The sequence below is a fragment of the Mycolicibacterium obuense genome, from assembly GCF_055397605.1.
The window spans coordinates 1,465,935-1,491,281 of sequence record NZ_AP043663.1; the positions used below are offsets into that span (position 1 = coordinate 1,465,935).

Sequence of the window (25,347 nt, forward strand, 5' to 3'; positions counted from 1 at the left end):
GGCGGGTTGTCATCGCCGCATGTGCATCCGCTCCAGCAGCGTGACGCGCTGCCAGCTGGTCACGTCGTAGCGCAGCTTGTCGATCGGATGGCCCCATGGATTGAGCTCCTGTGGGCCCGGCTCGGCATGCCCGGCGCCGCCCGCGCCGGCCAGCACGGTCACCAGCGCCGCGATCTCCTCGGCGCTGGGGTTGCCCTTGACGACCTGGAAGTGCGGGTCGGGTGCGGGCGGGTTGTCGATCGTCATGTCCCGCGGGTCGGACACCTCGATGATGTCGGCATCATGGTCCACTGCTGAACTCCTTGTCTGGCAACCGGTTCGATCTACAGCGGAATGTTGCCGTGCTTCTTCGGCGGCGTCTGGGTGATCTTGCGCTCGAGCAGCCGCAGTGCTGTCCCGATGTAGCCGCGAGTGTGCGAGGGCGGGATGACCGCGTCGACGTAACCCCGTTCGGCGGCGACGTACGGATTGACGAGTGTGTCCTCGTACTGCTGTTGCAGCTCCAGCCGCAACGCGTCGACATCTTCGCCATTCTGCGCGGCGTCCTTGAGTTCCTTGCGGTTCACGAACCCGACGGCACCGGAGGCGCCCATCACCGCGATCTGCGCGGTCGGCCAGGCCACGTTGACATCGCAGCCCATGTCCTTGGACCCCATCACGCAGTACGCGCCGCCGTAGGCCTTGCGGGTGATCACGGTGACCTTGGCGACGGTGGCCTCGCCGTAGGCATAGAGCAGCTTCGCGCCGCGGCGGATGATGCCGTTGTACTCCTGGCCGGTGCCCGGCAAGAAGCCCGGAACGTCGACGAGCATGACGATCGGGATGTTGAAGCAGTCGCAGGTCCGCACGAAGCGGGCGGCCTTCTCCGAGGCGTTGATGTCCAGGCAGCCCGCGAACTGGGTGGGCTGGTTGGCCACGATGCCGACGGGCCGGCCGTCGATGCGGCCGAAGCCGACGATGATGTTCTGCGCGTAACCGGCTTGGACTTCGAGGAATTCGTCGTCGTCGAGGATGCGGGTGATGACTTCGTGCATGTCGTACGGCTGATTCGGCGAATCCGGAATCAAGGTGTCGAGCTCGAGGTCCTCCTCGGTGAGGCTCTCCTCGATGGGGCCCGGGTGCGGCGCCGGGTAGCGCGGCGGCTCGGCATAGTTGTTGGGCGGCAGGTACGAGAGCAGGTCGCGAACGTAATCCAGGGCATCCTGCTCGCCCGAGGCGACGTAGTGCACGGTGCCGGACTTGGACATGTGGGTCTGGGCGCCGCCGAGCTCCTCCATGGTGACGTCTTCGCCGGTGACGGTTTTGATGACGTCGGGTCCGGTGATGAACATCTGGCTGGTCTGGTCGACCATGATGACGAAGTCGGTGAGTGCGGGGGAGTACACGTGGCCGCCGGCGGCCGCGCCCATGATCAGCGAGATCTGCGGGATGACGCCAGAGGCCTTGATGTTGTTGTGGAAGATTCGGCTGTAAAGGCCGAGCGAGACCACGCCCTCTTGAATGCGCGCGCCGGCCCCGTCGTTGATGCCGATGAGCGGGCGGCCGGTCTTGATCGCGAGTTCCTGGACTTTGACGATCTTTTCGCCGTAGACCTCGCCGAGGCTGCCGCCGAACACGGTCGCGTCCTGGCTGAAGATACAGACATCGCGGCCGTCGATGGTGCCGTAGCCCGTCACCACGCCGTCGCCGGTGGGGCGGATCTTGTCGAGACCGAAGTTCTTGCTGCGGTGCTTGGCCAGCGCATCGAGCTCGACGAAGGAATCTTCGTCGAGCAGTGCGAGGATGCGCTCGCGCGCAGTGAGCTTGCCTTTGGCGTGAACCTTCTCGACCGCCTCCTCGCCGACCGGGTGAAGTGCCTCTTCGGCGCGCTTGCGCAGATCGGCCAGCTTCCCGGCGGTGGTGTGAATATCGATCTCGTGCTCGGCGGAGGGCTCAGTCACGCTCGTCATGGTTCTTGATGCTAACGGCGGGGCTCCCGCGAGTCGCGCGGGGGTCTTACTAGTCCCTTAAGAACGCCTCGGAATCGCCCGCCCGCTGTGAGCCCCCAACCCCTTCCGTGCGCAAATGGTCGCTGTTAGCCATCTGCCAGTAATTCATGATCGAAGGTTGGACCACGACAAACATCTAGAAACAGCGCTCTCAGCAAACGTTTCTGCGGTGTTACGTACGGGCCTATTCCTCGGCCGGAACCGGTCCGGATCGGGTAGCGAGGCGGCGTAGCCGCAGGATGCCGACGTGCAGGTTATGACGTATTTCTGCAATTGCAGAGAAAGGTGAAGAAACATCGCCGGATCGTTTGACAGCACCCCCGGCGTCTGCGATGCTTCCAGCAACTTGTTCCGAGATGGGGACTCGAGAAAGTGGGGGGAAATGACCACCATTGCTACCAAATTCCAGGTGACGGTTGCTGCTGCCGCGGTTGCGGCTGGTGCTGCATTCGTACCGGTTGCCGCGAACGCGGCACCGCAGATTCAGCTGCCGGCAGCGCCGAGCTTTGCCGACCTGCCGCTGCAGCCCAAGGGGCCTGTTTACGTCGTTACGGCGGCGTCGCTGCAGCTGTACTCGGTGTTCATCAAGCAAAGCGCAGCCTCCCAGGAGAGGCGTTCTAGCCGGCTCGAGGCTTACGCTGCGGCGCATCCCGACACCTTCTTCGGACAGCTCGCGGCCACACGCGCCGCGCAGATTCGCTCAGCCCAGGCGATCACAAATAACATCAGCTTCGATGTCTGCCTCGGTGGTTCTTCCGTTGGAATCGGGCCCTACGGCACAGTCACAAGCGGCAGCTGCTGATCGTCCGACTTGCCAATCATCAATCGCACTGAGGCCTGCCCGTCGCAAGACGTGCAGGCCTTGGTCATTCACAGGACAGTCTGAGTGCGCTTCTTTCCCGGACGGCATACCGATGATTCTGCAGAAGCTGACGATGGCTCCGGCGAAGATGATGGCCGACCTCGTCGCCGCCTACTTGTTTGGAGCGCGCTTTTCGTTGCTCTTGTAGTTGTAGCGCTTGGCTGCTGGGTGACCATCGGAGCGTTTCAGGCCAAGTCGAACCTCGAGTCGGCTCGTGCAAGCGCTACTGCAGCCAAAGATCAGCTCCTGGAAGCAGATACGAAGGCTGCGGCTGCCTCCGCGAGTGACGCTCGGTCCAGTGCACAAGCTGCGCGTGACGCGACGCATTCTGCAGCATGGAACATTGTTTCGGCGCTGCCGTGGATAGGCAGTCCATTCCAGGCAGGGCAGCAGATCACCGACGTCGTGCTCGGTCTCGCCGCAGACGTTCTCCAGCCGGCGACTAATGTCGGAGTGACCCTCTCGCCTGATCGGCTGTACAAGGATGGTCGGGTCGACGTGGATCTGCTGCGTGGCCAGGAGCCACAGCTGAGCAAGCTGGCTGCTGATGCCAGGCGTTTGAACGATGCGGCTAGCGCAATTACCGACCCTCGCTACGTATCGCTTATGAGCGATGCGCGATCCCAGCTGCAGAGCCAAATCGGTGACCTAACATCGGTTCTCGAAAACACCGCCTTGGCGGCAAAGTTGGTTCCATCGATGATGGGTGCCGACGGACCCCGAACCTATTTCATGGGCTTTCAGACCAACGCGGAGGCTCGCGGAACAGGCGGTCTACTTGGCGGGTTTGGCATCATCAGCTTTGACAAAGGCAAACCGACAGTCGATACGTTAGCGTCGAACAACGATCTCGCCGACGCCATTGCGCCTGTCGATCTCGGGCCCGAGTACGACAAGATGTACGGCTACGCCAACGCCTTCACCGACTTCCGCAATAGTAATCTCAGCCCTCATTTTCCCTACGCCGCTCAGATTTGGCAGTCCATGTGGGCTGTCGAGACTGGGACGAATGTCGACGGAGTGATTGCCATCGACCCGGTCGCACTCAGCTTCATACTCGGCGCTGTCGGTCCGGTGACCCTGGCCGATGGTGAGCGCATCTCGAAGGACAACGTGGTCGAGCTGACCGAATCTACCGCCTACAAGCGTTTTCCAGAGGATCAGCTGGCGCGTAAGCAGTATCTGCAGGACATCGCGAATGCGGTGGTCGTAAAGATGACCGGCCCTGTCGAATCGCCGCGACGACTACTGGACGCGCTGGGTAAAGCAGTCAGTGAAAGGCGTATTGCAGTTTGGAGTGCGGTTCCCGCGGAGCAGAAGCTGCTAGAGGAGACGTCGCTCGCGCATACAATGCCCGAAGACTCTGCTCCTTTCGCCGCGGTGGTGATAAACAACCTGGGCGGTAATAAGCTGGACTACTATCTGCGATCGCAAATCGAATATGCGGCAGATCCTTGTCAGGGCGACACGAGAGCTTCTACCGTTACTGTCAAATTGGCGAACACCGTGCCTAATGAGCCACTGCCGGACTATGTGGCTGCGATGGCTGGACTTTCGCCAGATGTTCAGATTGCCGTGCCGCGGGGAACGAACATCACTTCGGTGCGTTTGTACGCAACTAAGGACGCGAAGTTGTCGGCGGCGATCTTGAACGGACAACGTGTGCCGGCAATTATTGGGTTGGAACGTGGCCATCCAGTTTTCGAAGTTCAAGTCATCATTCCGCCAGGGCAACCGGCTGACGTCAGCTTCCAGTTGTCGGAGCCTGTTCGGCCGGGAGCGCCCACAGTGCTGACTCAGCCAATGGTCGACACCGTCAATCCGAAGGTGCTGGTGCCTGCATGTGCGGGTTAGTCGAATTGAGCGCTTGGCAGACGAGTGATCCGCAGAGCCTGTCGAGGCCTTCACGAGAGGGGCAGTTGTGAAACTGCAAGACTTTGTGAAACTTATAAGGGCGCGCTGGATTGTTGTCAGCGCTACTATAGTTCTGGCGACTTTGGCAGCTGTCATTCTATCGCTGTTGACTACGCCCCTGTATCAAGCGTCAACGCGGCTTTTCGTGTCGACAAGGCCGGGATCTTCGCTGTCCGATCTATACCAAGGCAGCAATCTTTCGCAGCAGCGAGTGATCTCGTATGCAGAGCTGATCACGGGTGCAACGCTCGCTCAACGGACAATCGACAAACTTGGTTTAAATATGGAGTCGAGCGAGCTGCAAAGTAAGATAAAAGCGGAGGCAAAGCCGAATACTGTCCTGATAGATGTCCAAGTTCTTGACCAATCCGCCGTAAGGGCGCGGGATATCGCAAATGCTCTGTCCGACGAGTTCGTCGCAATGGTCAGCGAACTGGAAGCTCCAGACAAAGCATCTGCGCCGGATGTTCGTGTCGTCGTCGAACAGCGGGCGACGGTACCTGAGAGTCCGGTGGTCCCGAAAGTCCCACGCAACATTGCCATTGGGATGGGTCTAGGTGTCCTGCTGGGAGTGGGGCTTGCCGTAGTAAGAGATATGCTGGATAACACCGTCACCAGCCCAGAAACGATTGAACAGGTTGCGGGTGTAAGTCTGGTCGGCGCTATACCAATGGACAAGGAGCGCCGCAAGCAACCAGCAATCGCGTTCGACCGAGACAACACAGCAATTGCAGAGGCTTTCCGTAAACTAAGAACAAATTTGCAGTTCCTTGCAGTCGACAACCCACCTCGGGTGATTGTGGTGACAAGTTCAATGCCGCATGAGGGTAAGTCCACTACCGCGATAAATGTCGCTTTGGCCCTGGCCGAAGCAGAACACAGGGTTGTGCTTATCGACGGAGACATGCGACGTCCCACGTTGGCGAAATATTTGGATCTAGTCGGGACGGTCGGGTTTAGTACAGTGCTTAGCGGAGGGGCGTCCCTCGACGATGCGCTGCAAAAGACGCGATTTCCTGGATTGACCGTGCTGACATCGGGTGCGATTCCACCGAATCCGAGCGAACTTCTGGGTTCGCAATCTGCAAGGAGAGTGCTGTCTGAACTGAGGTCGCAGTTTGACTATGTAATCCTCGATTCCACACCTCTGCTAGCAGTAACGGACGCTGCCATACTGGCTGCCGGTGCGGACGGGGTGTTGATCATGACGAGGCACGGACAGACGAAGCGAGACCAGTTGGCACATGCGGTCGACAATCTACAAAGTGTCGGTGCACCACTTCTTGGAGCCGTCTTCACCATGATGCCAATTCGCGGCAGGTCGTCGTACGATTACAGCTACTCCTACTACGGCAGCGACACGCCCAAGTTGGTGTCGAATCAGCGGAACGAGATCGAGTCGAAGAAGGGAACGCTGGCGGAAGACTTTAAGAAGCGACCGTCTAAGGGCTCACTCGCTGAGGAGCGGGGCGTAGGCGAGCGATTTGCTAGATGAATGGGCAGGGCTTCGGGCATTTCGCGAACACGGGTGAGGGCCTACAGCAAGTAGCTGTGTCCCGTGACGTCCGCAGTTGAAGGGGGCAACAATGGCGCCGCGCGTATTAGTGACTGGTGATGCAGGTTTTATTGGTTTCCATGTCGCGAGGCGAATGCTCGCGGCGGGCGCCGTCGTCCTAGGGGTTGATGGGATGACGGACTACTACGACATCAACCTGAAGAAGCGTCGACTCGCTCAGCTCGGCCGAACGAGCTCCTATACGCACATCGACCTGATGCTCGAGGCCCGCGACGAATTTATTCAACAGGCGACAAAGTTTAGGCCCGATGTCATCATTCATCTGGCCGCTCAGGCGGGTGTGCGCTACAGCATCGAGCAACCGACTGCTTATCTAAGTTCCAACGTCGACGGCACATTCTCAGTTCTTGAAGCTGCCAAGGTCACGCGTACCTCGCATCTCTTGATCGCCTCGACATCATCTGTGTATGGCGGCAATCAGCATGTTCCGTTTGCTGAAGTGGACCGCACCGACTCGCCGGTGTCCCTATATGCAGCAACCAAAAAAGCAACAGAGGCTTTAGCGCACTCGTATTCTTCTCTTTATCGGCTGCCGACGACGGCATTTCGCTTTTTCACGGTATACGGACCTTGGGGCCGTCCCGACATGGCACTCTTCAAGTTCGTTGAGGCGATGCTTGCAGGCAAGCCCATCGACGTTTACGGGAACGGTAAGATGCGCCGAGACTTCACATACATCGATGATCTGGTGGGGGCTATTGAGAGGCTTATTGATCATCCTCCGACTGCAGGACTTGCCGTAGGGAAGTTTGATTCGGTAAGCCCGGTCGCTCCATTTCGGACGGTAAACATAGCCGGCGGAAAACCCACGGGGTTGATGGATTTTATTTCTGAAATCGAAGAGGCGTTGGCTATCAAAGCACAAATGAACTTTATGCCAATGCAAGACGGTGACATGGTCGAGACTTTCGCAGACGCCACATTACTGCGGGAGTTAATAGGGCAATTGAACGTCACACCACTAGCCGAGGGCGTTCGCAATTTTATTGACTGGTTCCAGGAATACCGCGCCGGAGCTGGCGACGTTTAGGTGGCTCGCAACTAATTGCGGCAGTAGAATTAGCTCACGGCTTCCCGGCAACTGCGATAAGTTCCACCATGCGAGACGCAGAGGTTGCGCGCCGAGCCGTCCCCAGCAGGGTGAAATAAGGACTACCGTCTACTAGCATGTCCAGACGGCCAAAGACAGGAAGCGTCTATAGGGCGGATTGATGGTTACACCGGGGATTGGCAATATCAATGAGAAGGCGCGCCATGCGGCGGTCTGGTCTTTATTGACCGAGGTTCTCGCACGCATTATTACACCTGTAACGCAACTTATTCTGGCGCGACTCCTCGCGCCCGAAGCGTTTGGCGTGGTCGCGACCATTCTAGTGATCACCAGCTTCGGCGAAATGCTTGCGGATTCAGGTTTTCAGAAATTTCTGATACAACGGCCAATTGCAGACAAAAAGTCTTTGAATGACTACGCAAATGTCGCCTTCTGGACAAGTTTGGCCATCGCAATTCTGCTGGTTGGCTTGATCGCTGTGTCAAGCGACAAGTTGGCCGCGTTTGCAGGAAATCCTGGACTCGGATTTCCGTTGCTTATAGCAGCGACATCGTTGCCGTTGACCGTCGGGGTCAGCACTCAAATGGCACTATTTCATCGCGCTCTCGAGTATAAAAAGTTGCTTCCAATTCGTGTCGGCGCGGCACTTACCACACTCATCGTCGCGGTACCAATGGCGAGCCTGAATTGCGGATACTGGTCGCTTATTGCAGGAATTCTCGCGAGCACTTTGGTGCAAGCAGTCGCGCTCACGGTCATCTCTTCCTGGAAGCCGCAAATGCGGTACTCGTTCACCACGTTGCGACAAATGTTCTCGTTGAGTGGATGGTCCTTACTTGAAGCGATCTCAATCTGGTTGAATGGATCCGCAATAGTATTCATTGTGGGTCGCCTCCTAGGATCGCACGAACTCGGCCTGTTTCGGCAACCGCTGCTGTTGGTCGTATCTATGTTCGCGGTAGTAACGGCCGCAACGACGCCGGTGCTGTTTTCGTCACTATCTCGACTTCAGTCAGACCCGCCGGCCTTCCGTGCTTTCTTCTTTACGTTTCAATTTTATGTCTCACTACTAGTCTTACCGATTGGGGTTGGCGCATTCTTCTTCCGCGACTTCCTAACCGTGTTTCTCTTCGGTAGTGATTGGTCTGACGGCGCATTGATGTTCGGAGTCGCGAGCTTGTCAATGGGCTTGCTGATCGTGTTGTCACACTTTTGTAGTGAGATTTTTCGGTCGATAGGCCGTCCACAGGTTTCCTTATTTTCTCAGATCGTTTATCTTGCGGTAATGATTCCGGTTATTTATTACGCCGCAACTCGCGGATTCACGACGCTAGTAATCGTCAGCGGAATAGTAAGGATCGTGCAGGTTGCGATCAACCAGGTACTCACTTACATCGTTGTACGTATCAGCTTTTGGCAGGTACTTGGTAACCTGTATCCGCCCCTGATCGCCGTTTCGATAATGGGAGTATTCGCTGCTTGGCTGGGCCCGATTAGTCGCGCTAGTTGGGCATTATCTGTGTCAGCAATAGCAATCTGCGCTGCGATTTACATAGGCGTCTGTCTATGCTTCCCGCGAACTAGGTCGGTTATCTTTCGGGCTTTGGGTTATGTCCGAGCGCGCGTTAGTTCAACATGAAGACGCTCCGGTTTAGCTGCGGGGCGGTCACTAAAGAGGCGGTGACGCAATGAAGGTACTAATGGTTAGTACTACAGGCGTGAGGAAGGATGGGATTACAGCCTGGATGTTGCACACGTTCGGCGCCACGCAGATGCCGGGGCTATCAGGGATAGACACGGTTGGGTACACAGGCGTGGAGCCGTCGCTGGTTGAAGAGCTTGCAGCATCAGGCTTTCAAACGCACATTTTGCCTAACAGGAAAGCCCACCCCATCGCGTATATGCGAGCTCTCCGCCGGCTGATGCGGACGAAGGCGTACGACATTATCCACGTCAATGGAAATAGCGGAACGGCTGCAATCGAACTATTGTGCAGCCTTGGCGTAGGGGTAAGAGCACGGGTGGTACATTCGCACAATACTCAAGGCATGTATCCGGCATACGACAGAATTCTGAGGCCGGCCATGAATCGTTTATGTACAGATCGTATCGCGTGCGGTCATGAGGCTGGTAAGTGGCTGTTCGCGGATGATGAGTTCACAATTGTTCGGAACTGCCGTAATTTCGCTCAATATGCTTTTAGTTTAGAAGCAAGGAAGCGCGCACGACAGGAGCTTGGGTTGGTGGACGACGACGTCGCTATTGGTCACGTTGGTTACTTCCATGAGCCGAAGAACCATAGCTTTCTTCTCGCAGCCTTTGCGTTTGCTTCAGAGCAAAATGATCGGTTACGTCTTTTCTTAATCGGAGAAGGCGAGCTGCGCGATGAGATCGAGGCGGACGTTCACCAACGAGGACTCGACGGTAAAGTCACTTTCCTAGGCCGGTCTTCGCGCGTATCCGAGTACCTAAGCGCCTTCGACCTGGCGGTACTGCCTTCGTTATACGAAGGTCTCCCAACCGTGGCGATAGAGTGGCAGATTTCTGGATTGCCTGCTCTTATTAGTGCGAATGTAACGAAAGAATGCGGTGTCACGGAACTCGTTGAGTTTCTACCGATCACCGATGTCGCGATGTGGGCCAGTCGTATGGCAAGGGCTGAACACACCGATCGGCGCGCTGCCTCGCGCGAGGCGCAGCGCGCACTACGAGCTGCAGGTTACGACGTCGCCGAGTCCGCCGCGAGACTTGGCAGCCTTTATGCGGCAATTGGCGAGCGAGCGGGGCTGATGTGACAAGCATAGAACCGGCTTCGATGTGTGGGCGGGACCTGATATTTGTCAGCAACATGCTCGCAGTCGGCGGAGCGGAACGCGTGCTGTGCCTTCTGGCAAATGAGCTATCGGCACAAGGCCGGCGCGTGGGTGTTCTGTCATTTCATCGGCGTGATAACGAGTATTGGCTCGACCCGTCTGTCGCAAAGCTCTATAGCGAAGTCGCTGCCGGTTCAACGCTTGCACGTCTTCGACGTATCCGATGGATTCGCGATGTGATAGCGGAGAACCCTAATGCAGTGGTTATAGCATTCCAGTATTTTGTCAATATTGAGACAGTTGTGGCCTGCTTGGGTCTCAAGAATAGCGTTGTTGTCTCTGAACGCAACGACCCGGCCCGGGTTGGAAACGGCTTTCCGCAGGATATAATCAGGAAACTGGCTTATTTGAAAGCAAAAACGTTAGTATGTCAGACGTACGAGGCAGCGGACTACTTCTCAGACGCTATTGCAAAGACAGTAATTCCGAATCCTATTGATCCGAATCTTCCGGCTCTGGCGCGGACGCCTCGAAGAAATACCGTTATCACTTTTTGCCGTCTTGAGCCGCAAAAAAATCTCCCGTTACTAATCCGTGCCTTCAAAGAGTTTCAGACGTATCATCCGGAATATTCGTTGGAAATCTACGGCGAGGGAAGTGAACGCGCTGCTTTATTTGATTTGATTGATTCCCTTGGTTTGGCTGGTGTCGCTACAGTGAACGAAGCTCGCAGCGATATTCATATCGTGGCCAAGGAGTGTGCGATGTTTGTGCTGCCGTCAGACTATGAGGGATTCTCCAACTCGATGATCGAAGCGATGGCTCTTGGAGTGCCGACCATTTGCACCGACTGTTCCGGAGGTGGCGCGAGGATGGTCATCGATAACGGCCGTAACGGTCTTTTGGTGCCAGTCGGTGACGTGCGTGCGTTAGCCAAAGCTATGTCTCGAATCGCGGAGGACGAAGAATTTGCCAAGCGCGTTGCAGGCGCTGGCGCGGAATTGCGCGATGAACTGTCGGTTCGCACGATTGCGGCACAGTGGGATCGACTGGGACGCGAAGAAGCGCGGGGTGTCAATTGACGGACTACTACGGGCTAAAAGACAGAATGCTTTCCGTCAGGTTCGCAGATGTTTCAATCGCCAGCTACATAGTGTTGAGTGTCGTTTATGACGACGGCTCAACTCCCGCCAAGGTGGCGCGTGTACTCCTGGTTGCTTCTGCTGTCTTCGAGAGTACGGTCAAACCGCTAAGAGCTAATTTGGTGCAGCTTTGGCAGGCATTGTTTGTTATTTACAGTGCGACGTCGATTTTCTGGGCCTTCTCTGGCGATCGCGCTCAGCAGATGGCGTTGACACTTCTGATAAATGCAGTATGCATCGTATCTTTGGTCTATCTTGTGGAGGGGGATCCCGCAAGACTGCGTCTATCGCTGGTTTGCTTTATGATTGCACCAATTGTGCTGATGGCAAGGATCGCAGTTGATAATGGACTGTTTGTGTTTATTACTGCTCGAGAAGCTGGTGACACGAACGCAAATATCATCGGAATGACCGCGGCATTCGGCTTTGGCTTGGCTTACATGAGTTGGAGCCAATCAGCGCTTGTGAGCCGGTGGTTTGCTGGTGTGGCTCTGGCCGGTAATATCGCTGTGGCCGCACTCTCGGCGTCGAGAAAGGCCGTCATCATGGTCGCTCTCATAGTGCTCTTGTTTTCCTTACTGAACAGCAGCTTTCGCGGGCTAAGGCGCGTTCTCCGCATAGTGACTGCAGGAGTGCTAGGCGTGGCGGGGTATTTCCTCCTGATGAATTTCGCACCTCTGTATGACCTTGTTGGTCACCGAATGGAGACCATGATGAATGGCTTTCTTAGCTCGGGGGAGGTCGACGCGAGCACTTCTACGAGATTTTCCCTAATTGAACGCGGTGTTGGGTGGTTCCGCGAGGCTCCGTGGATAGGGCATGGTGTCGATAATTTTCGCGCCTTGATGGCAATGTACTATCCGCGAGAATTTTCTTATTATGCTCACAACAACTTCGTCGAGCTTTTGGTTAATGGTGGCGTAGTTGGCCTTGTTGCCTTCTACTGGCTCTATGTTGTTATCATTGTGCGGGGCTTTAAGCTGCGTTCAGCATTTAATTCGACACAGTCCATGATTCTCACCTTGATGGTGACGCTCATTCTTATCGAATATGGTGCAATTGATTATTACAGCCGGATATTCATGGCTTTTGTCGGGCTCGCGTGGGTGGCCCTCTGCACGGACACCGGTCGAGAAAATTTTGGCACTGCGGGAATTGGAGGAACTATTTCTCACCCGAGTGTCGCCCTTGATGTCTCCGCCGCCAGCCAGCGAGCCAGTCGCGGTCAATCGGCGCATGAGGCTTCTGAAGGAAGGCTAGCCAAGTGACTAGGTTGAAGCGAGTCGGAGTTGTCTACGATGGGTCTTACTACACGTTCAGGTGGCTGAAGTCGTTGTTGTGGGCCAAAGACGAGTTTCGTAAACTGGGTGTTGAAATCAGCTTTCTTGGTGCGCTCCAGTACCTGCCGATCAAAGGTAATCGCGTTCCATCCGGGCACTCCATACGCCTGAAGAAACTTGATGCACTTTTCGTTGCACATCATCACAGTCATGCCGCCGGTATAGGGGGTTTATCTCCCGACAAACTTTCAAACATTCTCGAAGATCTCGGTAGTGCCTGCAATACGCTGGTTTGGCTAGATTCAGCCGATAGCACAGGTACGTGCCGTTTCGATGTTCTGCCGTATGTAGCGTTGTACTTCAAAAAGCAGATATTGCGCGACAAAGAACGGTACGTGCGGCCGCTGTGGGGCGGCCGATTGTATTGCGACTATTACCATGATCAGTACGGGATTGAAGATGACGATATATCGCGTGAGCAATTTGCAGTCTTAGATCGCGAGTACCTTGGTAAACTTCGCGTTTCTTGGAATGTCGGGCTTGGTGACCTTTTTTCAAATAGCAAGTATTACTCGTACCTCTCGGCACGAATGGCACAACCTGCTGTGAAGAGCGCAGCGGCGCCGCGTTCGATGGACGTTCACTTCCGGGGTAGCGCTTGGTCTAGTGCGGCCGGATGGCAAAGGTCGAAGGCGCGCGAGTTGTTAGCTGTTCGGCGTGACCTGTCCTATCCCGATCTCGACTCTAAGGTCTCCTACAGGCGGTACATCCGAGAAATGCAGCAGTCTAAATTGGTCGTCAGTCCGTACGGCTGGGGGGAAATATGCGGTCGCGATTTCGAGGCGATGGCATGCGGCGCGCTTCTAGTAAAGCCATCGATGGAACATCTGGAGACGTTTCCGAACCTTTACAAGCCATACGAAACTTACGTTCCCATCGATTGGGACTTCAGTAATTTTGATGATCAGTTGACGTCCGCGCTGTCTAATGAGAAAACGCGCACAGCTATAGCGGAAAACGCCCAAAGAAGTTTTTGCAGAGCTCGTTCCGATGACGCGGGCCGCGAGGCGTTCGCCCACCATATTGTGCGTAACCTAGGCTGGTTGTGAGTGACACGCGCCGGCAGCTGGCGGAAAGAAGCAGCCGCCGCGCTGCTGACTCTGGTGTTCGACCTGCCCCGAGGTGACCAGGGACAGCGCCACCAACATTCCGAGCACCCGGTAGTAGAGCAACGCCTCGGCCACCGCGATCGCGCGCCGAGTCGGCGGTGAACTGGCCGCGGCGGCACACAATGCCGCAGAAACAGAACTGAACAAGGCTATACAGCTTGGATGCCAAGTTTTTCGCTTCGGTTGACGTGAACCAACGGCCTCAATCTGTATGTCCCGTTGCTTCAGTCCGGTATCCGTGCGTGAAGGTCATGCCAACCTGGGTACAGTCCGGACGCTCGCAACATCTGTCGCGGCAGCCACTTACGCCCGAGGCCGAAGTCGCCGAAGACATGATGCTTTCTTACTATACGACGATATTTGCGCAATACAGCATCTAGACTAATCCATTGTTGCTCCGGCAAATCTTTGCCAAATAGGCCGGAGGCGCCGAAGGAAAATCTGTGCTTCACTTCGATTCCTTCTCGGGGGGGAACTGGAATTTTTTGAAATGGGACCGTCTGTTGCTGCACGAGCTGAAATTCAGAGTATCCGAGCGACGCAATAAATCTGACTTCTCTTTCGAATTTCGAGAAATCGTGCTTTTCGGCTTCCACTGATATGTACTCTGGTTTCGCTGTACTGGCCAAGGCCTCGATGCAAAGCATGTCGGCTCCCTCGATATCAATCTTTATAAAGTACGGTACGCCGTAAGTTTGATATAGTTCAATTGGCGTCACGAAATGGACCTCAATTTCATCAAAATCGACGCCCATATTCGTATTTCGCGCAGCCCAATCAGGTGATATTGTTCCGAATACTGACTTCTCGAAACGGTAGAATATTCCAGAACCCGCTTTCTCGGCGACCGCAGCTTGTACTAGACGAAACCGACCGTCGGATATTTCCTTCGCGAAAGTCCTCCTTAGATCTCTGCAGAGGTCTGGATTGGCCTCGACCCCTACAACGTTGAAGCCCTTCTTCAGATAAAAGGCAGTGTCCTCACCAGTGTGGACACCTACATCAAAAATTAGACCCGCTTGTCGCGCCGGAATATTTTCCACTTCCCCCCCTTGTTTGCGTCCGTTCTTGATCGAAAGAACCGTCGAATCGCAAGGTCTTCCGTTGCGCGATGGCGAGATGGAAAGAAGTGAACATCTCAGTTGGGCGCATACGGCACGATAGTCCAATCTCGCCGTGGGCGCTGAGGACTACAAGATTCGGTCGGGGAGCGTTCGTCTTGATGCGTCCATCGCTCTGTCGGATCACCCTCTACCTCTGCGGTCTTTGTGTCATCGGGCATCTACGAGCAGGCATTGGCCGCGTTTGCGCTTGTACGCAACAGCGGAGCGCGTCATGTCAGGGGCTCCAATATTAGCTATCGCGATTAGCTATGGCGCTATTCGAGTCGTGAATCGATGTTGTTTTGGTTCGGCAGCGTATTCAAGGTCGGCCGGGGCTCGAGACCCGAGTCGGTAGGTTGGACCTCCACGACTTTTCGCCAGTTGCGGCGGGTTCTTTGCTTCGCTACTAGTGCGAGGAGCTTGAACGGTTCGACCAAGTACCTATGTGCTAGCCGCTTAGGCTGAGTTCCCAACCTCCATAGCCATTCCAAGCCGATTCGCCCGAGCCATCTAGGGGAGAGGCGTGACGTTCCTGCGATGTAATCAATGGCGCCGCCGACTGTCGCGTAGGTGGCCGCCGGCAATTGGTCCATGTTAGACAGCAGGAAATGCTCTTGCCTCGGCATTCCAAGACCGACCAATACTATATCTGGGCCAAAATCTCTGATCTTTGTGACGGCACTCGTATGACTAATGAAACCGTTCACGCCGTCGATCGTCCAATTCGGAAGCATGCAGCGAAGGGTCTCGACAGCACGCGCATTCGATTCTTCCGTCGCGCCAAATAGATACAATCTACGCGCGCTGTGGATCGTTCGTAGAGCGTCTATCCAGTCGGTCGAGCCAATCCGGTATTTTGCAGGGAGCCTCGAATGGGATGAACGCGAGGCAAGCCAAAGTATTGGTGCTCCGTCAATTACAACCCAATCGGCGTGTCGGTATAGTTCAGCAAACCTCGTGTCGGTTTGATGCAGGTAGGCGCTATGCATGTTGTGGTTAAGCAGAAAGCTCATACCTTGAGATTCGGTGATTACACGGGCCACATCAGGTGCGGTGAGCGGTGTGACCGTGATGTCCAAGTGCTTCAGGACGATGCGTTCGCACCTCAACGGTGGGTGACACTGATGCTCGTCATCGCCGACGTCGTTCATTCCGCCCCTCTCCGTCTGAGTGGTCAGCAAGCTGGCTGCGCGCGACCCGGTGCCGTGTCTCTTAGCGTCAACTGATTCGCGCCTTCGTCCCCCTCATGCACGGCTGACGGGTCAAGGACTTTCAACTGCCTGTCGCAAAAGGCGGAGCCTGCGAACGTCAGCGTGGGCTTTCACGGCCGCCCGATTCCGCGATACTTCCATCCGGCCTCGCGCCATGCTCGAGGATCAAGGCAATTTCGGCCGTCGATTACCGAGCGGCTGCGAACCAGCGTTCCTAGTTCACCAGGGTCTAACCCGACGAATTGTTGCCACTCGGTTAGAATTAACACCACATCAACTCCAGTGCAAGCTGTCGGTACGTCTTGCGCGTACTGGAGAGTCGGGAACAACTGCCGAGCGTTGTCCATGGCCTGCGGGTCATATACCGTTACTGCGGCTCCCTGCAGCTGAATTTGCCCGGCAATGTTGAGTGCCGGCGAATCGCGCACATCGTCAGAATCAGGCTTGAAGGCGGCCCCGAGCACTCCGATCCGAGTGCCAATGAAGGATCCGCCAGCGGCCTCTCGTGCGAGGTCCACCATCTTGTTTCGTCGGCGCATATTTATACCGTCGACTTCCCGCAAAAGCGAAAATGCTTGTCCGGCGCCTAGTTCGCCTGCCATCGCGATGAAGGCACGTATGTCTTTAGGCAGGCAGCCGCCTCCAAAACCAATTCCGGCGTTGAGGAAGCGGCGCCCAATCCGTGCGTCGTGACCGATCGCATCCGCAAGCATCGACACATCGGCCCCCGTGGCTTCGCATACCTCCGCGATCGAGTTTATGAACGAGATTTTTGTCGCCAAGAAGGCGTTGGCCGCCGTCTTGACCAGTTCAGCCGTTGCTAAATCTGTAACAAGAAAGGGAGTATCTGCGGTTAGCTGTGTCGCGTATACTTCGCGGGCAGCGGCCTCGGCGTAGGCTCCGCGTCCGCTCTCCAGCCCCAGTACAATTCGGTCTGGATGAAGAGTATCGGCGACAGCGAAGCCTTCTCGCAGGAATTCCGGATTCCACGCGAGTTCAACCTGTTCGGACGCAGGTGCGAGACTGCGCATGCGGGCTGCTAGGCGGGCGGCGGTACCTGCTGGAACTGTTGATTTTCCCAAAATCGCAGCGGGTCTCGTTAGCAGGGGGGCCAGAGATTCTATGACTGCATCGACGTAACGCAAATCGGCCGCGAGTTCCCCATGCTTTTGTGGTGTCCCTACCGCAATGAAGTGGACGTTTGCGAAATCAGCGGCCTCTTCGTAGGACGTTGTGAACCTGAGGCTGCCTGAATTTAGGTTCCGGCGGAGCACTGCTGGCAAACCCGGTTCATAAAAAGGCAACTCGCCCGCGGCTAGTTTGGCGAGTTTTGCTTCATCGACGTCTACGCCGAGCACCTCGTGACCCAACTCAGCCATGCACGCGGCGTGCGTAGCGCCCAAGTAACCCGTACCGAAGACAGCGATTCGCCGACCCACCCCTAGCCCCTCCACATTTCGTCTGCGCGCATAGTAGCCCGCTAGCCTAACGGCCGCCGTTGGACACCGTGCAACAACGCGAGGGGAGTCGCGCTCGCTTTCGGGGGTTGTGGCTGGGGAGTGAACTGGGTCGGCGGACGTCGCTAAGAAAATGAGTGTCCGTTCGGCCTTGCGCGCATTTCATCTAATGCGAGGCTGTGATCCGGCGTCATTATCGGTGGTTCAAAGCGCGGAGGAGCCGAGTTGCACGGACACTCGAATTTGCTGAGTTTCGATTGTGTCGGTCGATGTGTTCCTTTAGCTGACATCGATGGCCTCGGTCGATGGGTCCGCGTCAATCCTTGCGGGCCGTTGACAGCAGCAGATTGAGGTGAACTTGCTGTCGGTGCGATTTGATAGGTGGAGCCCGGAAATGTATTCGCATCTGCGATTCGCCGCATAGCGCCGGAGCCTGGGTGTCCTACGTCTGCGACCAGCCCACGATCCACCCTTTTGCGGCGGTGACGGTGGAGTCGCATCCGATAAGTGGGTGCCGCCATGGATCGAAACCAGCGCTTCGAGCGCGTTTGCCGTTAGGGCTCCTCCTCGATGCCCGCGCGCATATTATCCGGACTAGCTCGCGGCGGTCGACCTCGTATGGGCCAGGGCGGAGTTGGCGGAGGTTGCAGGTGGGGCAAACGGAGCGGTGCTTTGTTTTACGAAGCGATCCCTCGTTCCGAACTCGAACTTGCAGCGTGGGAAATCAAAGTCGCGGCGAGCTATTCTGGGCGAGCGCGATTGGGGGAGCCATGCTGAACATCTTGTTCGTTTGCACTGGGAATGTATGCCGGTCGCCGACCGCTGAGCGCCTTGTTTGTGCCGGCGCGATTGAACGGAAAATTGACGGCGTTTCGGCCTCCAGTGCGGGGCTCAGAGCCGTCGTGGGTCATCCAATGCACCCGACTGCTGCGCTCGTGCTGGAGAGTCTTGGTGGGGACGCGTCCAACTTCGCGGCGCGTCAGTTCACTCCGGCAATTGGTGCCAACGCAGACCTGGTTCTGACCATGACAATTGCACAGCGTGACGATGTCCTCGAGCGTGCCCCGCGACTGCTGCGCCGGACATTCTCGCTCGCGGAAGCGGCCTGGCTGGCCTCTGCAAATGATTGCGCCAGGGTGGAAGACTTATCGGAGATGCGGTTTATGACTGGGGCCGCGGCCCTCGCTGAAGTCGACGATCCGATAGGCCAAAATGCAGACGTCTTCGAGAGGGTGGGCGCCCAGATCGCCGATCTGCTGCGTCCCGTGTTAGCGCTGTTGCAACGTTCTCAGGCGTTGTGAGAGCGACCAATCGGACTGACACGAAGCCTCGGCCGTTGTGCTTGCGACGTAGATCGTCGTCGGTGTAAACGCCATATGAACCCTGCCGCGCCAGGTAAACTTCGTGAGCGAACTCGCTGTTCGTGTTGAGAAACGATTGACGCTTAGGATAAAGTTCCAGCGCACAGGGGGTAACATGCGGGGGGAAGCATGACAGCAGTTAATGATCGGCTAGATGTCGCAGCAAATATCGTCCCGATACCGACGAAGGTGCCGGCCTGGCAGCGGGGGTATGCTCGCCGGCTCTTCTTTGTCGATGTACTAGGTGTCTTCGGGGCGGTCGGACTTGCGCAGTGGTTGCGCTTTGGTGCGCTCACTGGGGATGTATCGACATCGACGTTCAAGAATCTTGATTACGCGTTGGTGTCTGGAGTCATCGCAGCGGTCTGGATCGCGGCGCTGGCCATCAATCACTCGCGCTCAACCCGGGTTATCGGGTCCGGCGCAGAGGAGTACCGCCGGGTTTTGCTGGCCACCCTCGCGGTGTTTGGTGGCGTTGCGATCATCTCGATGCTGTTCAAGCTTGAGATCGCGCGTGGCTACCTGATGATCGCGCTACCGGTCGGCATCATTGTCCTCACCCTCCTGCGGTGGGTCGCCCGACAGATTGTCGTCAGGGTTCGACAGAAGTACGGCCGCTGCATTACCCGAGTGCTCGTGGTTGGTAGTCCGTCGGCAGTTCGCGACCTCACGACCTCGCTCCATCGCGAATCCCGCTCAGAGTACGAAGTTGTGGGCGCATGCATCCCCGGCCCGTTGCCGCGGAAAAAGATCGATGTTCCGGGCGTCGGCGCGATCCCCACCTTCGGCGACGAAAGCAACGTCGTCGGGGCGGTCACCGCGACAAACAGCCACGCCGTCGCCGTTACTGCTACTGAGCGCCTCGATGGGCGCGGTATCCGCGACCTGTCCTGGGAACTCGAGAAGCTCGAGATCGACCTGCTCGTTGCACCCGGTGTCGTCGATATCGCCGGCCCCCGCCTGCAGATGCGACCCGTCGCAGGCCTCCCACTTATCCACGTGGAGAAGCCGCAATACCACGGCGCCAAGCGCTTCCAGAAGCGACTGTTTGACGTTCTGTTCTCGGGCTCTGTGCTGCTTTTCGGCCTGCCAGTCCTTCTCGTTGTCGGCTTGGCCGTCAAGCTCACCAGCAGGGGACCGGTCTTCTATCGCCAGGAGCGCATTGGTCTCGACGGACACCCCTTCGAGATGATCAAGTTCCGCACGATGATTGTCGACGCGGACAAGATGGTCGACAAACTCGCCGCTATGAATGAGAGCGAAGGCGGCGTGCTCTTCAAGATCCGTGATGATCCACGAGTCACGCGAGTCGGCCGCATCTTGCGCAAATACAGCATCGACGAGCTGCCTCAGTTCATCAACGTTCTCAAGCGGGACATGAGCGTCGTTGGCCCTCGGCCCCCGTTGGCCAAAGAGGTCAAGTCGTACGACGATTACGCCAAGCGCCGCCTGCTCGTTCGCCCCGGTATCACGGGCCTCTGGCAGGTCAGCGGTCGATCAGACCTCTCCTGGGAGGACTCCGTCCGTCTCGACCTCTTCTACGTCGAGAACTGGTCGATGATCTCCGACCTGATCATCGCGTTCAAGACCGTCAAGGCGATGCTCGGCCATTCCGGCGCTTACTGATTGCCGGCTGGCCAGCAACGCCGGCTGCCGTGCATAACCCCGGGGTCCGCCGCCGGAGATGATTTAGCCCATTGAGCGTCCACGTGGCTGCACATCAGCGGTCGAACCACCGTGCCAACAGGCTGTCCAGCCATGAGCGACTTCTGTTGGCGCGCAACTGGTAACGCGGACACTCGCAGAGCGAACAATCCGTCCCAGCCCGATAGTGTTCATGGGCCGAACCTTCATGCCCGCAACGACAGATTTCCGTAAGCATTAGGGTCAACATACGCCGCAGGGTAGTTGCTTCGGGCAAATACTGAGAATTTCCTGAGTAGCGTGTCGCAGGGCTCGAGTGGCACCGGATTGACCGGCACCCACCGACATCACTGAGTACAGTCCTCCCGTGGGTTATCCCGAGAACGTGCTGGCCAGAGACGAACAGGTCGTCCTGCATCGCCATCCGCACTGGGGGCGTCTCCTCGTGCCGGCGCTCGTGCTCATCCTGGCGAGTGCTGCGGCCGCGTTCATTTCCGGCTACGTCAATACTCTTACCTGGGAGCCCAGCGCCAAGAGGATCGTCTTTCTCGTCATCACCGCCGTCTGGCTCATCTTGATCGGCTGGCTCTCGGTGTGGCCTTTCCTGAACTGGTGGACCACCCACTTCGTCATCACCGACCGTCGCGTCATGTACCGCCACGGCCTGATCACCCGCTCGGGCATTGACATCCCGCTGGCCCGCATCAACAGCGTCGAGTTCCGGCACGGCCTGCTCGACCGCATCCTGCGCACCGGCACGCTGATCATCGAATCCGCCTCGCAAGATCCGTTGGAGTTCCAGGACATCCCGCAGGTCGAACGCGTGCATTCCCTGCTCTACCACGAGGTGTTCGACACGCTCGGCACCGAGGAGTCCCCGAGCTGAGGCGCTGCGCGCCGCCCATCTCTGCAATACCGTTCACCGCATGGGGGAGAAGCGACGCTCCGGCGTGCGAGCCGGGCCGCTACCCGCCGCTGTCTACGCCCTGATCGCAGTGCTCTTCCTCAACGGCGCCACCGGCACCCTGTTCTTCGCCCACGCCCGCCCCGACCCGCTCGCCACGGTCGACGCCATCGTCGTCCTCGGCGGTGAGCACGACGGCCGTGAAGCCTACGGGCTCAAGCTCGCCGGGCAGGGCTATGCGCCCACCGTGCTGATGTCCGACCCCTACGGACCCCGCGACCCGGTGATGAAGCGCTACTGCCGGCGCCAGGCCGACATCGAGGTCATCTGTCGGCCGCCCGTACCGAGCACCACCCGCGGAGAGGCGCTGATGACCCGCGCCCTCGCCGAGCAGCGCGGCTGGCGTTCGGTGATCGTGATCAGTTGGCGCTACCACCTGCCCCGCGCCCGCCGGATCTTCGACGTGTGCTTCGGGGCGCCCGACCGCAGCGTGATCATGCGCGACGTACCCCGCACCTACCGATTCTCGGTGGCGCAGTGGCAGTACACATTCCTGTATCAGTACGGCGGCTTCGTCAAAGCGGAAGTCCAGGGCTCCTGCGATTCGGCTACGTGAGTTTCCGATACAGCGTCGCCCCGCCCCGCACCGCGAGATAACCCAACAACGCGAACGTCACCCCGACCGCGCAGTACATCCCCACCTTCCTGGCGGCCGACACCGTGCTGCGCACCGGCACGTCCCCACCCACCCACATCGGGGCTGCCAGCGCGAAAGCCACCATGCTCGCCGCCGACCCCAGCACCCCGTACCCAATCACAGCCGTCACCCGTGGCGAAACATGCTGTGCTGACATCATTCCCGCGAGACCGCACACCACGGCCGTCGCCGTCACCAACCGCGCCGACGACGGCCGGCGCAGCAGCAGCGCCCCGATCGTCGACCCCACCGCGCCGCCGAGCGCGACCAGCACCCACGTCATCGCGCCGCCACCCGCGCCGCCAACAGCCCGCACAGCAGGCCCGCGAGTGCGGCGGCCGGTACGCCGATCAGGAACGCGATCGACAGCTTGGGCGGCTGACTGATGGTCAACACCGACCACGCGCTGAGACTCGCTGCGCTGGCGCACAATCCGAACAACGCCGCCCGCACCGTCGACATGGCTCCGCTCGCGACGATGAAGCCGGCCACCGCGAATGCGACCGCCGCTGTCACCGTCGTCGAGACCCACAGTTGCTTCGGCTGCGGCCATGCGGTCGCCACCGCATACCGCAGGAGCGCTCCCGCGGTCCCACCGATCACGAACGCGACGGTGGGGGTGCGCGCATCACGATGTCGAGCCGGCACCCGCCAAGGCTAGCGTCACCGATGCGTTCAAGTGCTTCGGCAACCACTGACGCGGATGTCAGATACCGTTGTATCGTGACCGGCTCTCTGAAGCGTTTTGACGAGTGGCTCAACCGCGAGCTCGAGCAGTGCGCGCGCGACGCCGGTGAAGACGTGAACACGTATGTCGCTCGCGCGGTGGCGTCGAAGATGGTGGCCGACCGACGGCTGGCCGAGAGTGCCGCCGTCGCTAGCCTGATGGAGCATCTGTCCGACTCCGGGGTGTTCGCCGGCACCGACATGCCCAGCGTGTCCACCGTGATCGCCGACCCCGACCGGCTGCGCGCCCTGTACGCCACCGGGCTGTTGGACTCGCCGCCCGACGAGTTGTACGACCGCATCACCCGAGCGGCGGCAGACGCGCTGGACGCACCGCACGCAATGGTGTCGTTGGTCGATGTGGACCGGCAATTCTTCAAAAGTGCCACCGGCAAGGATCTCGATAAGCCGGAGGAAAGGCAGACGCCACTCGATCGCTCGCTCTGCCAATATGCGGTAGCTAACGGCGAAGCCCTGGTGCTCGAAGACGCCCGCCTCGACCCGGTGTTCCAGCACCACCCCGCGGTCCAGGACGGCACCGTCGTGGCCTACCTCGGCATCCCGTTGACCGACCATGACGGCAATTCCATCGGCACGCTGTGCGTCTACGACGACAAGCCGCGCCTGTGGGGCACCGGGCACGTGCAGGTGCTGAGCGATCTCGCCGGTATCGCCGCCGAACGCATCTTCGGGCCGGGCAACAGCCAAGCCCGCTAGTCCCCGCTGGTCAGCTATCCCGGCTACCGGCGCGCACCGTCGCTGCTCGGCAAATTGCCACTCGCTGATGGCGATATGACTGCGAGCAACACCCAGCACACCTAGAGTTGGCTCCGAGAAGTGTTTCCGGGGGGCCACTCATGCAGTTGGATACGACGCGATCGGTAGACGCGCCGAGCTTGCGTGCGACTACCCCGCATCTGCGCGCCGCCACTGCGCCCTTCGCGCTTGCCACGCCGTCCCTGCGGCAGCGCGTCACCGACTATCTGCGCAATGAAGGCGGCTACGTTGCGCTGACCGTGACGCTGGATGTGTGGGCGGGGTTCTGGTCGGTGATGTTCGCGCACTGGGCGCTCGACCGTAACGATGCGCTGGGCGTCCTGCCCTACACGTGGCTGTTCATCCCGTTCCTGGTCGTACTGATGGCCGGCCGACGGCTGTACAAGCGCAAACTGGGCGATCGCTTCCTCGACGAGTTCGAACCGGTCGAGACCTCGGTCGCCGTCGCTGCCCTGCTGGCGCTGGCGATCATCATGTACGCCGTGCCGGCGTGGGCGCCGGGCACCGTCGTTCCCGAGTACATCCGCCCCAGCGACATCATGGTGCACATCTGGATGTACGCCGCCGTCCTGGTTCCCGGGGTTCGCTTCACTCGATCCCTGGCGCAGCGCTACCTGCGCCGCAGGTTCCGTTTCGGCAAGCCCGCGATCGTCGTCGGCGCCGGACCGATCGCCCACCAGATCATCACCCGGATGACTCAAGTGCCCGATTACGGATTGCGCCCGGTCGGCATCATCGACGACACACGACCGGCCAACATCGAGGCTGAAGGCATTCCATACCTGGGCACCACCGATAACCTCGAGCGCGCCGTCGTGCAGACCAAAGCAGAGAAATTGATCATTGCGCACTCCACGGTGGCCGACGAGAAGCTCGCGACACTTGCGCAGCGCGCCCACCACCTCGGCATGACGGTGCGAGTGGTGCCCCGGATGATGGACGTCGTCGGCGTCGGCGCGACCATCGAGCACATGGGCGGCATCCCGCTGATGACGCTCTCCCACGCCGACCCGACCGGGTTCCAGTTCGCGCTCAAGCACGCCATCGACCGGTCCTGTGCCGCAATCGGTCTCGTGCTGATCTCGCCGCTGTTCCTGACCCTCATGCTGCTGGTGCGGTTGAGTTCACCCGGCCCGATCTTCTTCGGGCAGGACCGAATCGGCCGCGACGGCAAGGTGTTCCAGTGCCTGAAGTTCCGCAGCATGCGGCCCCCCGATCCGCAGGCCGCAGCCTTCACCGTCAAGGACGGGGCGGCGCCCGGCGGTGTCGAAGGTGAGGACCGGCGCACCTGGATCGGCAAGCTGATGCGCAAGACCTCGATGGACGAACTGCCGCAATTGCTCAACGTGGTCAAGGGGGAGATGAGCCTCGTGGGCCCGCGCCCCGAGCGCCCCGAATTCGTCGAACTGTTCGAGATGCAGATTCGCCGCTACGGTGATCGGCACCGCGTCAAAGCCGGCATGACAGGCTGGGCGCAAGTGCACGGTTTGCGGGGGCAGACCTCGATCGCCGACCGAGCCGAATTCGACAACTTCTACATCGAGAACTGGTCGATTCTGCTCGACGTGAAGATCCTGGCACTGACTGTGCTCGCTGTGCTGAAGAGTGCCGAATAGTGAATCCCTCGTTCGGATTCGCAACGCGGCGTTTCGTATTACGCTTTGCTGGGGGA

Annotated in this window: 23 protein-coding genes; 15 read left to right on the forward strand and 8 right to left on the reverse strand. The window is 58.4% G+C overall.

From position 1 onward, the window contains the following. Nucleotides 1–9: 9 nt before the first annotated feature. Nucleotides 10–291, reverse strand: coding sequence for an acyl-CoA carboxylase subunit epsilon (locus ACZ50N_RS07060; RefSeq protein ID WP_464474997.1), 282 nt, complete (start codon nucleotides 289–291; stop codon nucleotides 10–12). Nucleotides 292–323: 32 nt separating this feature from the next. Further along, entirely contained in the window at nucleotides 324–1,949 is a 1,626-nt protein-coding gene (locus tag ACZ50N_RS07065; protein ID WP_046362531.1) for an acyl-CoA carboxylase subunit beta, read from the reverse strand. A 421-nt stretch (nucleotides 1,950–2,370) separates the two neighbouring features. On the opposite strand from ACZ50N_RS07065, the gene ACZ50N_RS07070 reads away from it, so the two are divergent. The 9 genes from ACZ50N_RS07070 to ACZ50N_RS07110 all read left to right on the forward strand — a co-directional run bounded on the left by ACZ50N_RS07070 (nucleotide 2,371) and on the right by ACZ50N_RS07110 (nucleotide 13,735). Beyond that, entirely contained in the window at nucleotides 2,371–2,790 is a 420-nt protein-coding gene (locus ACZ50N_RS07070) for a hypothetical protein (protein ID WP_464474998.1), read from the forward strand. Nucleotides 2,791–2,874: 84 nt separating this feature from the next. After that, nucleotides 2,875–4,704, forward strand: a complete 1,830-nt coding sequence (locus tag ACZ50N_RS07075; RefSeq protein WP_464474999.1) for a DUF4012 domain-containing protein — start codon at nucleotides 2,875–2,877, stop codon at nucleotides 4,702–4,704. A 67-nt stretch (nucleotides 4,705–4,771) separates the two neighbouring features. Next, nucleotides 4,772–6,259, forward strand: a complete 1,488-nt coding sequence (locus ACZ50N_RS07080) for a tyrosine-protein kinase domain-containing protein (protein ID WP_464475000.1) — start codon at nucleotides 4,772–4,774, stop codon at nucleotides 6,257–6,259. Between the two features lie 91 nt (nucleotides 6,260–6,350). Continuing rightward, the gene (locus tag ACZ50N_RS07085) at nucleotides 6,351–7,370 is read left to right on the forward strand and encodes an NAD-dependent epimerase/dehydratase family protein (RefSeq protein ID WP_464475001.1); all 1,020 of its coding nucleotides are present in this window, start codon (nucleotides 6,351–6,353) and stop codon (nucleotides 7,368–7,370) included. Between the two features lie 181 nt (nucleotides 7,371–7,551). Then, entirely contained in the window at nucleotides 7,552–9,030 is a 1,479-nt protein-coding gene (locus tag ACZ50N_RS07090; protein WP_464475002.1) for a lipopolysaccharide biosynthesis protein, read from the forward strand. A gap of 175 nt (nucleotides 9,031–9,205) precedes the next feature. Beyond that, nucleotides 9,206–10,186 carry a glycosyltransferase gene (locus tag ACZ50N_RS07095; RefSeq protein WP_464475003.1) on the forward strand — a complete coding sequence of 327 codons (981 nt, stop codon included), beginning with the start codon at nucleotides 9,206–9,208 and terminating at the stop codon, nucleotides 10,184–10,186. A 53-nt stretch (nucleotides 10,187–10,239) separates the two neighbouring features. After that, nucleotides 10,240–11,286, forward strand: a complete 1,047-nt coding sequence (locus ACZ50N_RS07100) for a glycosyltransferase (RefSeq protein ID WP_464475004.1) — start codon at nucleotides 10,240–10,242, stop codon at nucleotides 11,284–11,286. After that, nucleotides 11,283–12,614: an O-antigen ligase family protein gene (locus ACZ50N_RS07105; RefSeq protein ID WP_464475005.1), complete on the forward strand. Its 1,332-nt coding sequence runs from the start codon at nucleotides 11,283–11,285 to the stop codon at nucleotides 12,612–12,614. The genes ACZ50N_RS07100 and ACZ50N_RS07105 overlap by 4 nt, the downstream gene beginning before the upstream one ends. Next, nucleotides 12,611–13,735, forward strand: a complete 1,125-nt coding sequence (locus ACZ50N_RS07110; protein WP_464475006.1) for a glycosyltransferase — start codon at nucleotides 12,611–12,613, stop codon at nucleotides 13,733–13,735. Before ACZ50N_RS07105 ends, ACZ50N_RS07110 begins: the two co-directional genes overlap by 4 nt. Here ACZ50N_RS07110 and ACZ50N_RS07115 read toward each other — a convergent pair. From ACZ50N_RS07115 to ACZ50N_RS07130, 4 genes are all read right to left on the reverse strand, one after another. Beyond that, nucleotides 13,721–13,942 carry a hypothetical protein gene (locus ACZ50N_RS07115; RefSeq protein WP_464475007.1) on the reverse strand — a complete coding sequence of 74 codons (222 nt, stop codon included), beginning with the start codon at nucleotides 13,940–13,942 and terminating at the stop codon, nucleotides 13,721–13,723. The two genes, ACZ50N_RS07110 and ACZ50N_RS07115, sit on opposite strands and share 15 nt — an antisense overlap. Nucleotides 13,943–14,019: 77 nt before the next feature. Beyond that, the gene (locus ACZ50N_RS07120) at nucleotides 14,020–14,838 is read right to left on the reverse strand and encodes an FkbM family methyltransferase (RefSeq protein WP_464475008.1); all 819 of its coding nucleotides are present in this window, start codon (nucleotides 14,836–14,838) and stop codon (nucleotides 14,020–14,022) included. A gap of 335 nt (nucleotides 14,839–15,173) precedes the next feature. Further along, entirely contained in the window at nucleotides 15,174–16,049 is an 876-nt protein-coding gene (locus ACZ50N_RS07125; RefSeq protein ID WP_464475009.1) for a WecB/TagA/CpsF family glycosyltransferase, read from the reverse strand. 170 nt (nucleotides 16,050–16,219) lie between these two features. Beyond that, nucleotides 16,220–17,548, reverse strand: a complete 1,329-nt coding sequence (locus ACZ50N_RS07130) for a UDP-glucose dehydrogenase family protein (RefSeq protein WP_464475010.1) — start codon at nucleotides 17,546–17,548, stop codon at nucleotides 16,220–16,222. Between the two features lie 791 nt (nucleotides 17,549–18,339). Between ACZ50N_RS07130 and ACZ50N_RS07135 the strand changes: the two genes are divergently transcribed. The 4 genes from ACZ50N_RS07135 to ACZ50N_RS07150 all read left to right on the forward strand — a co-directional run bounded on the left by ACZ50N_RS07135 (nucleotide 18,340) and on the right by ACZ50N_RS07150 (nucleotide 22,091). Next, a complete protein-coding gene (locus ACZ50N_RS07135) occupies nucleotides 18,340–18,867 on the forward strand; it encodes an arsenate reductase/protein-tyrosine-phosphatase family protein (RefSeq protein WP_464475600.1) in 528 nt (175 codons plus the stop codon). A 189-nt stretch (nucleotides 18,868–19,056) separates the two neighbouring features. Continuing rightward, on the forward strand, nucleotides 19,057–20,553 hold the full coding sequence (locus ACZ50N_RS07140; RefSeq protein WP_464475011.1) for a sugar transferase: 1,497 nt from the start codon (nucleotides 19,057–19,059) through the stop codon (nucleotides 20,551–20,553). Between the two features lie 385 nt (nucleotides 20,554–20,938). Continuing rightward, entirely contained in the window at nucleotides 20,939–21,457 is a 519-nt protein-coding gene (locus tag ACZ50N_RS07145) for a PH domain-containing protein (protein WP_073682709.1), read from the forward strand. Between the two features lie 40 nt (nucleotides 21,458–21,497). Next, nucleotides 21,498–22,091 (forward strand): YdcF family protein, encoded by a 594-nt coding sequence (locus tag ACZ50N_RS07150; protein WP_464475012.1) that lies wholly within the window; start codon nucleotides 21,498–21,500, stop codon nucleotides 22,089–22,091. On the opposite strand, the gene ACZ50N_RS07155 is transcribed toward ACZ50N_RS07150, so the two are convergent. Together ACZ50N_RS07155 and ACZ50N_RS07160 are read right to left on the reverse strand one after the other, a co-directional pair. Next, nucleotides 22,084–22,455 carry a hypothetical protein gene (locus ACZ50N_RS07155; protein ID WP_464475013.1) on the reverse strand — a complete coding sequence of 124 codons (372 nt, stop codon included), beginning with the start codon at nucleotides 22,453–22,455 and terminating at the stop codon, nucleotides 22,084–22,086. The two genes, ACZ50N_RS07150 and ACZ50N_RS07155, sit on opposite strands and share 8 nt — an antisense overlap. Then, on the reverse strand, nucleotides 22,452–22,820 hold the full coding sequence (locus ACZ50N_RS07160) for a chromosome condensation protein CrcB (RefSeq protein WP_464475014.1): 369 nt from the start codon (nucleotides 22,818–22,820) through the stop codon (nucleotides 22,452–22,454). The genes ACZ50N_RS07155 and ACZ50N_RS07160 overlap by 4 nt, the downstream gene beginning before the upstream one ends. 75 nt (nucleotides 22,821–22,895) lie before the next feature. Between ACZ50N_RS07160 and ACZ50N_RS07165 the strand changes: the two genes are divergently transcribed. Beyond that, on the forward strand, nucleotides 22,896–23,615 hold the full coding sequence (locus ACZ50N_RS07165) for a GAF domain-containing protein (RefSeq protein WP_464475015.1): 720 nt from the start codon (nucleotides 22,896–22,898) through the stop codon (nucleotides 23,613–23,615). 140 nt (nucleotides 23,616–23,755) lie between these two features. After that, on the forward strand, nucleotides 23,756–25,291 hold the full coding sequence (locus tag ACZ50N_RS07170) for a sugar transferase (RefSeq protein ID WP_464475016.1): 1,536 nt from the start codon (nucleotides 23,756–23,758) through the stop codon (nucleotides 25,289–25,291). Nucleotides 25,292–25,347 lie beyond the last annotated feature (56 nt).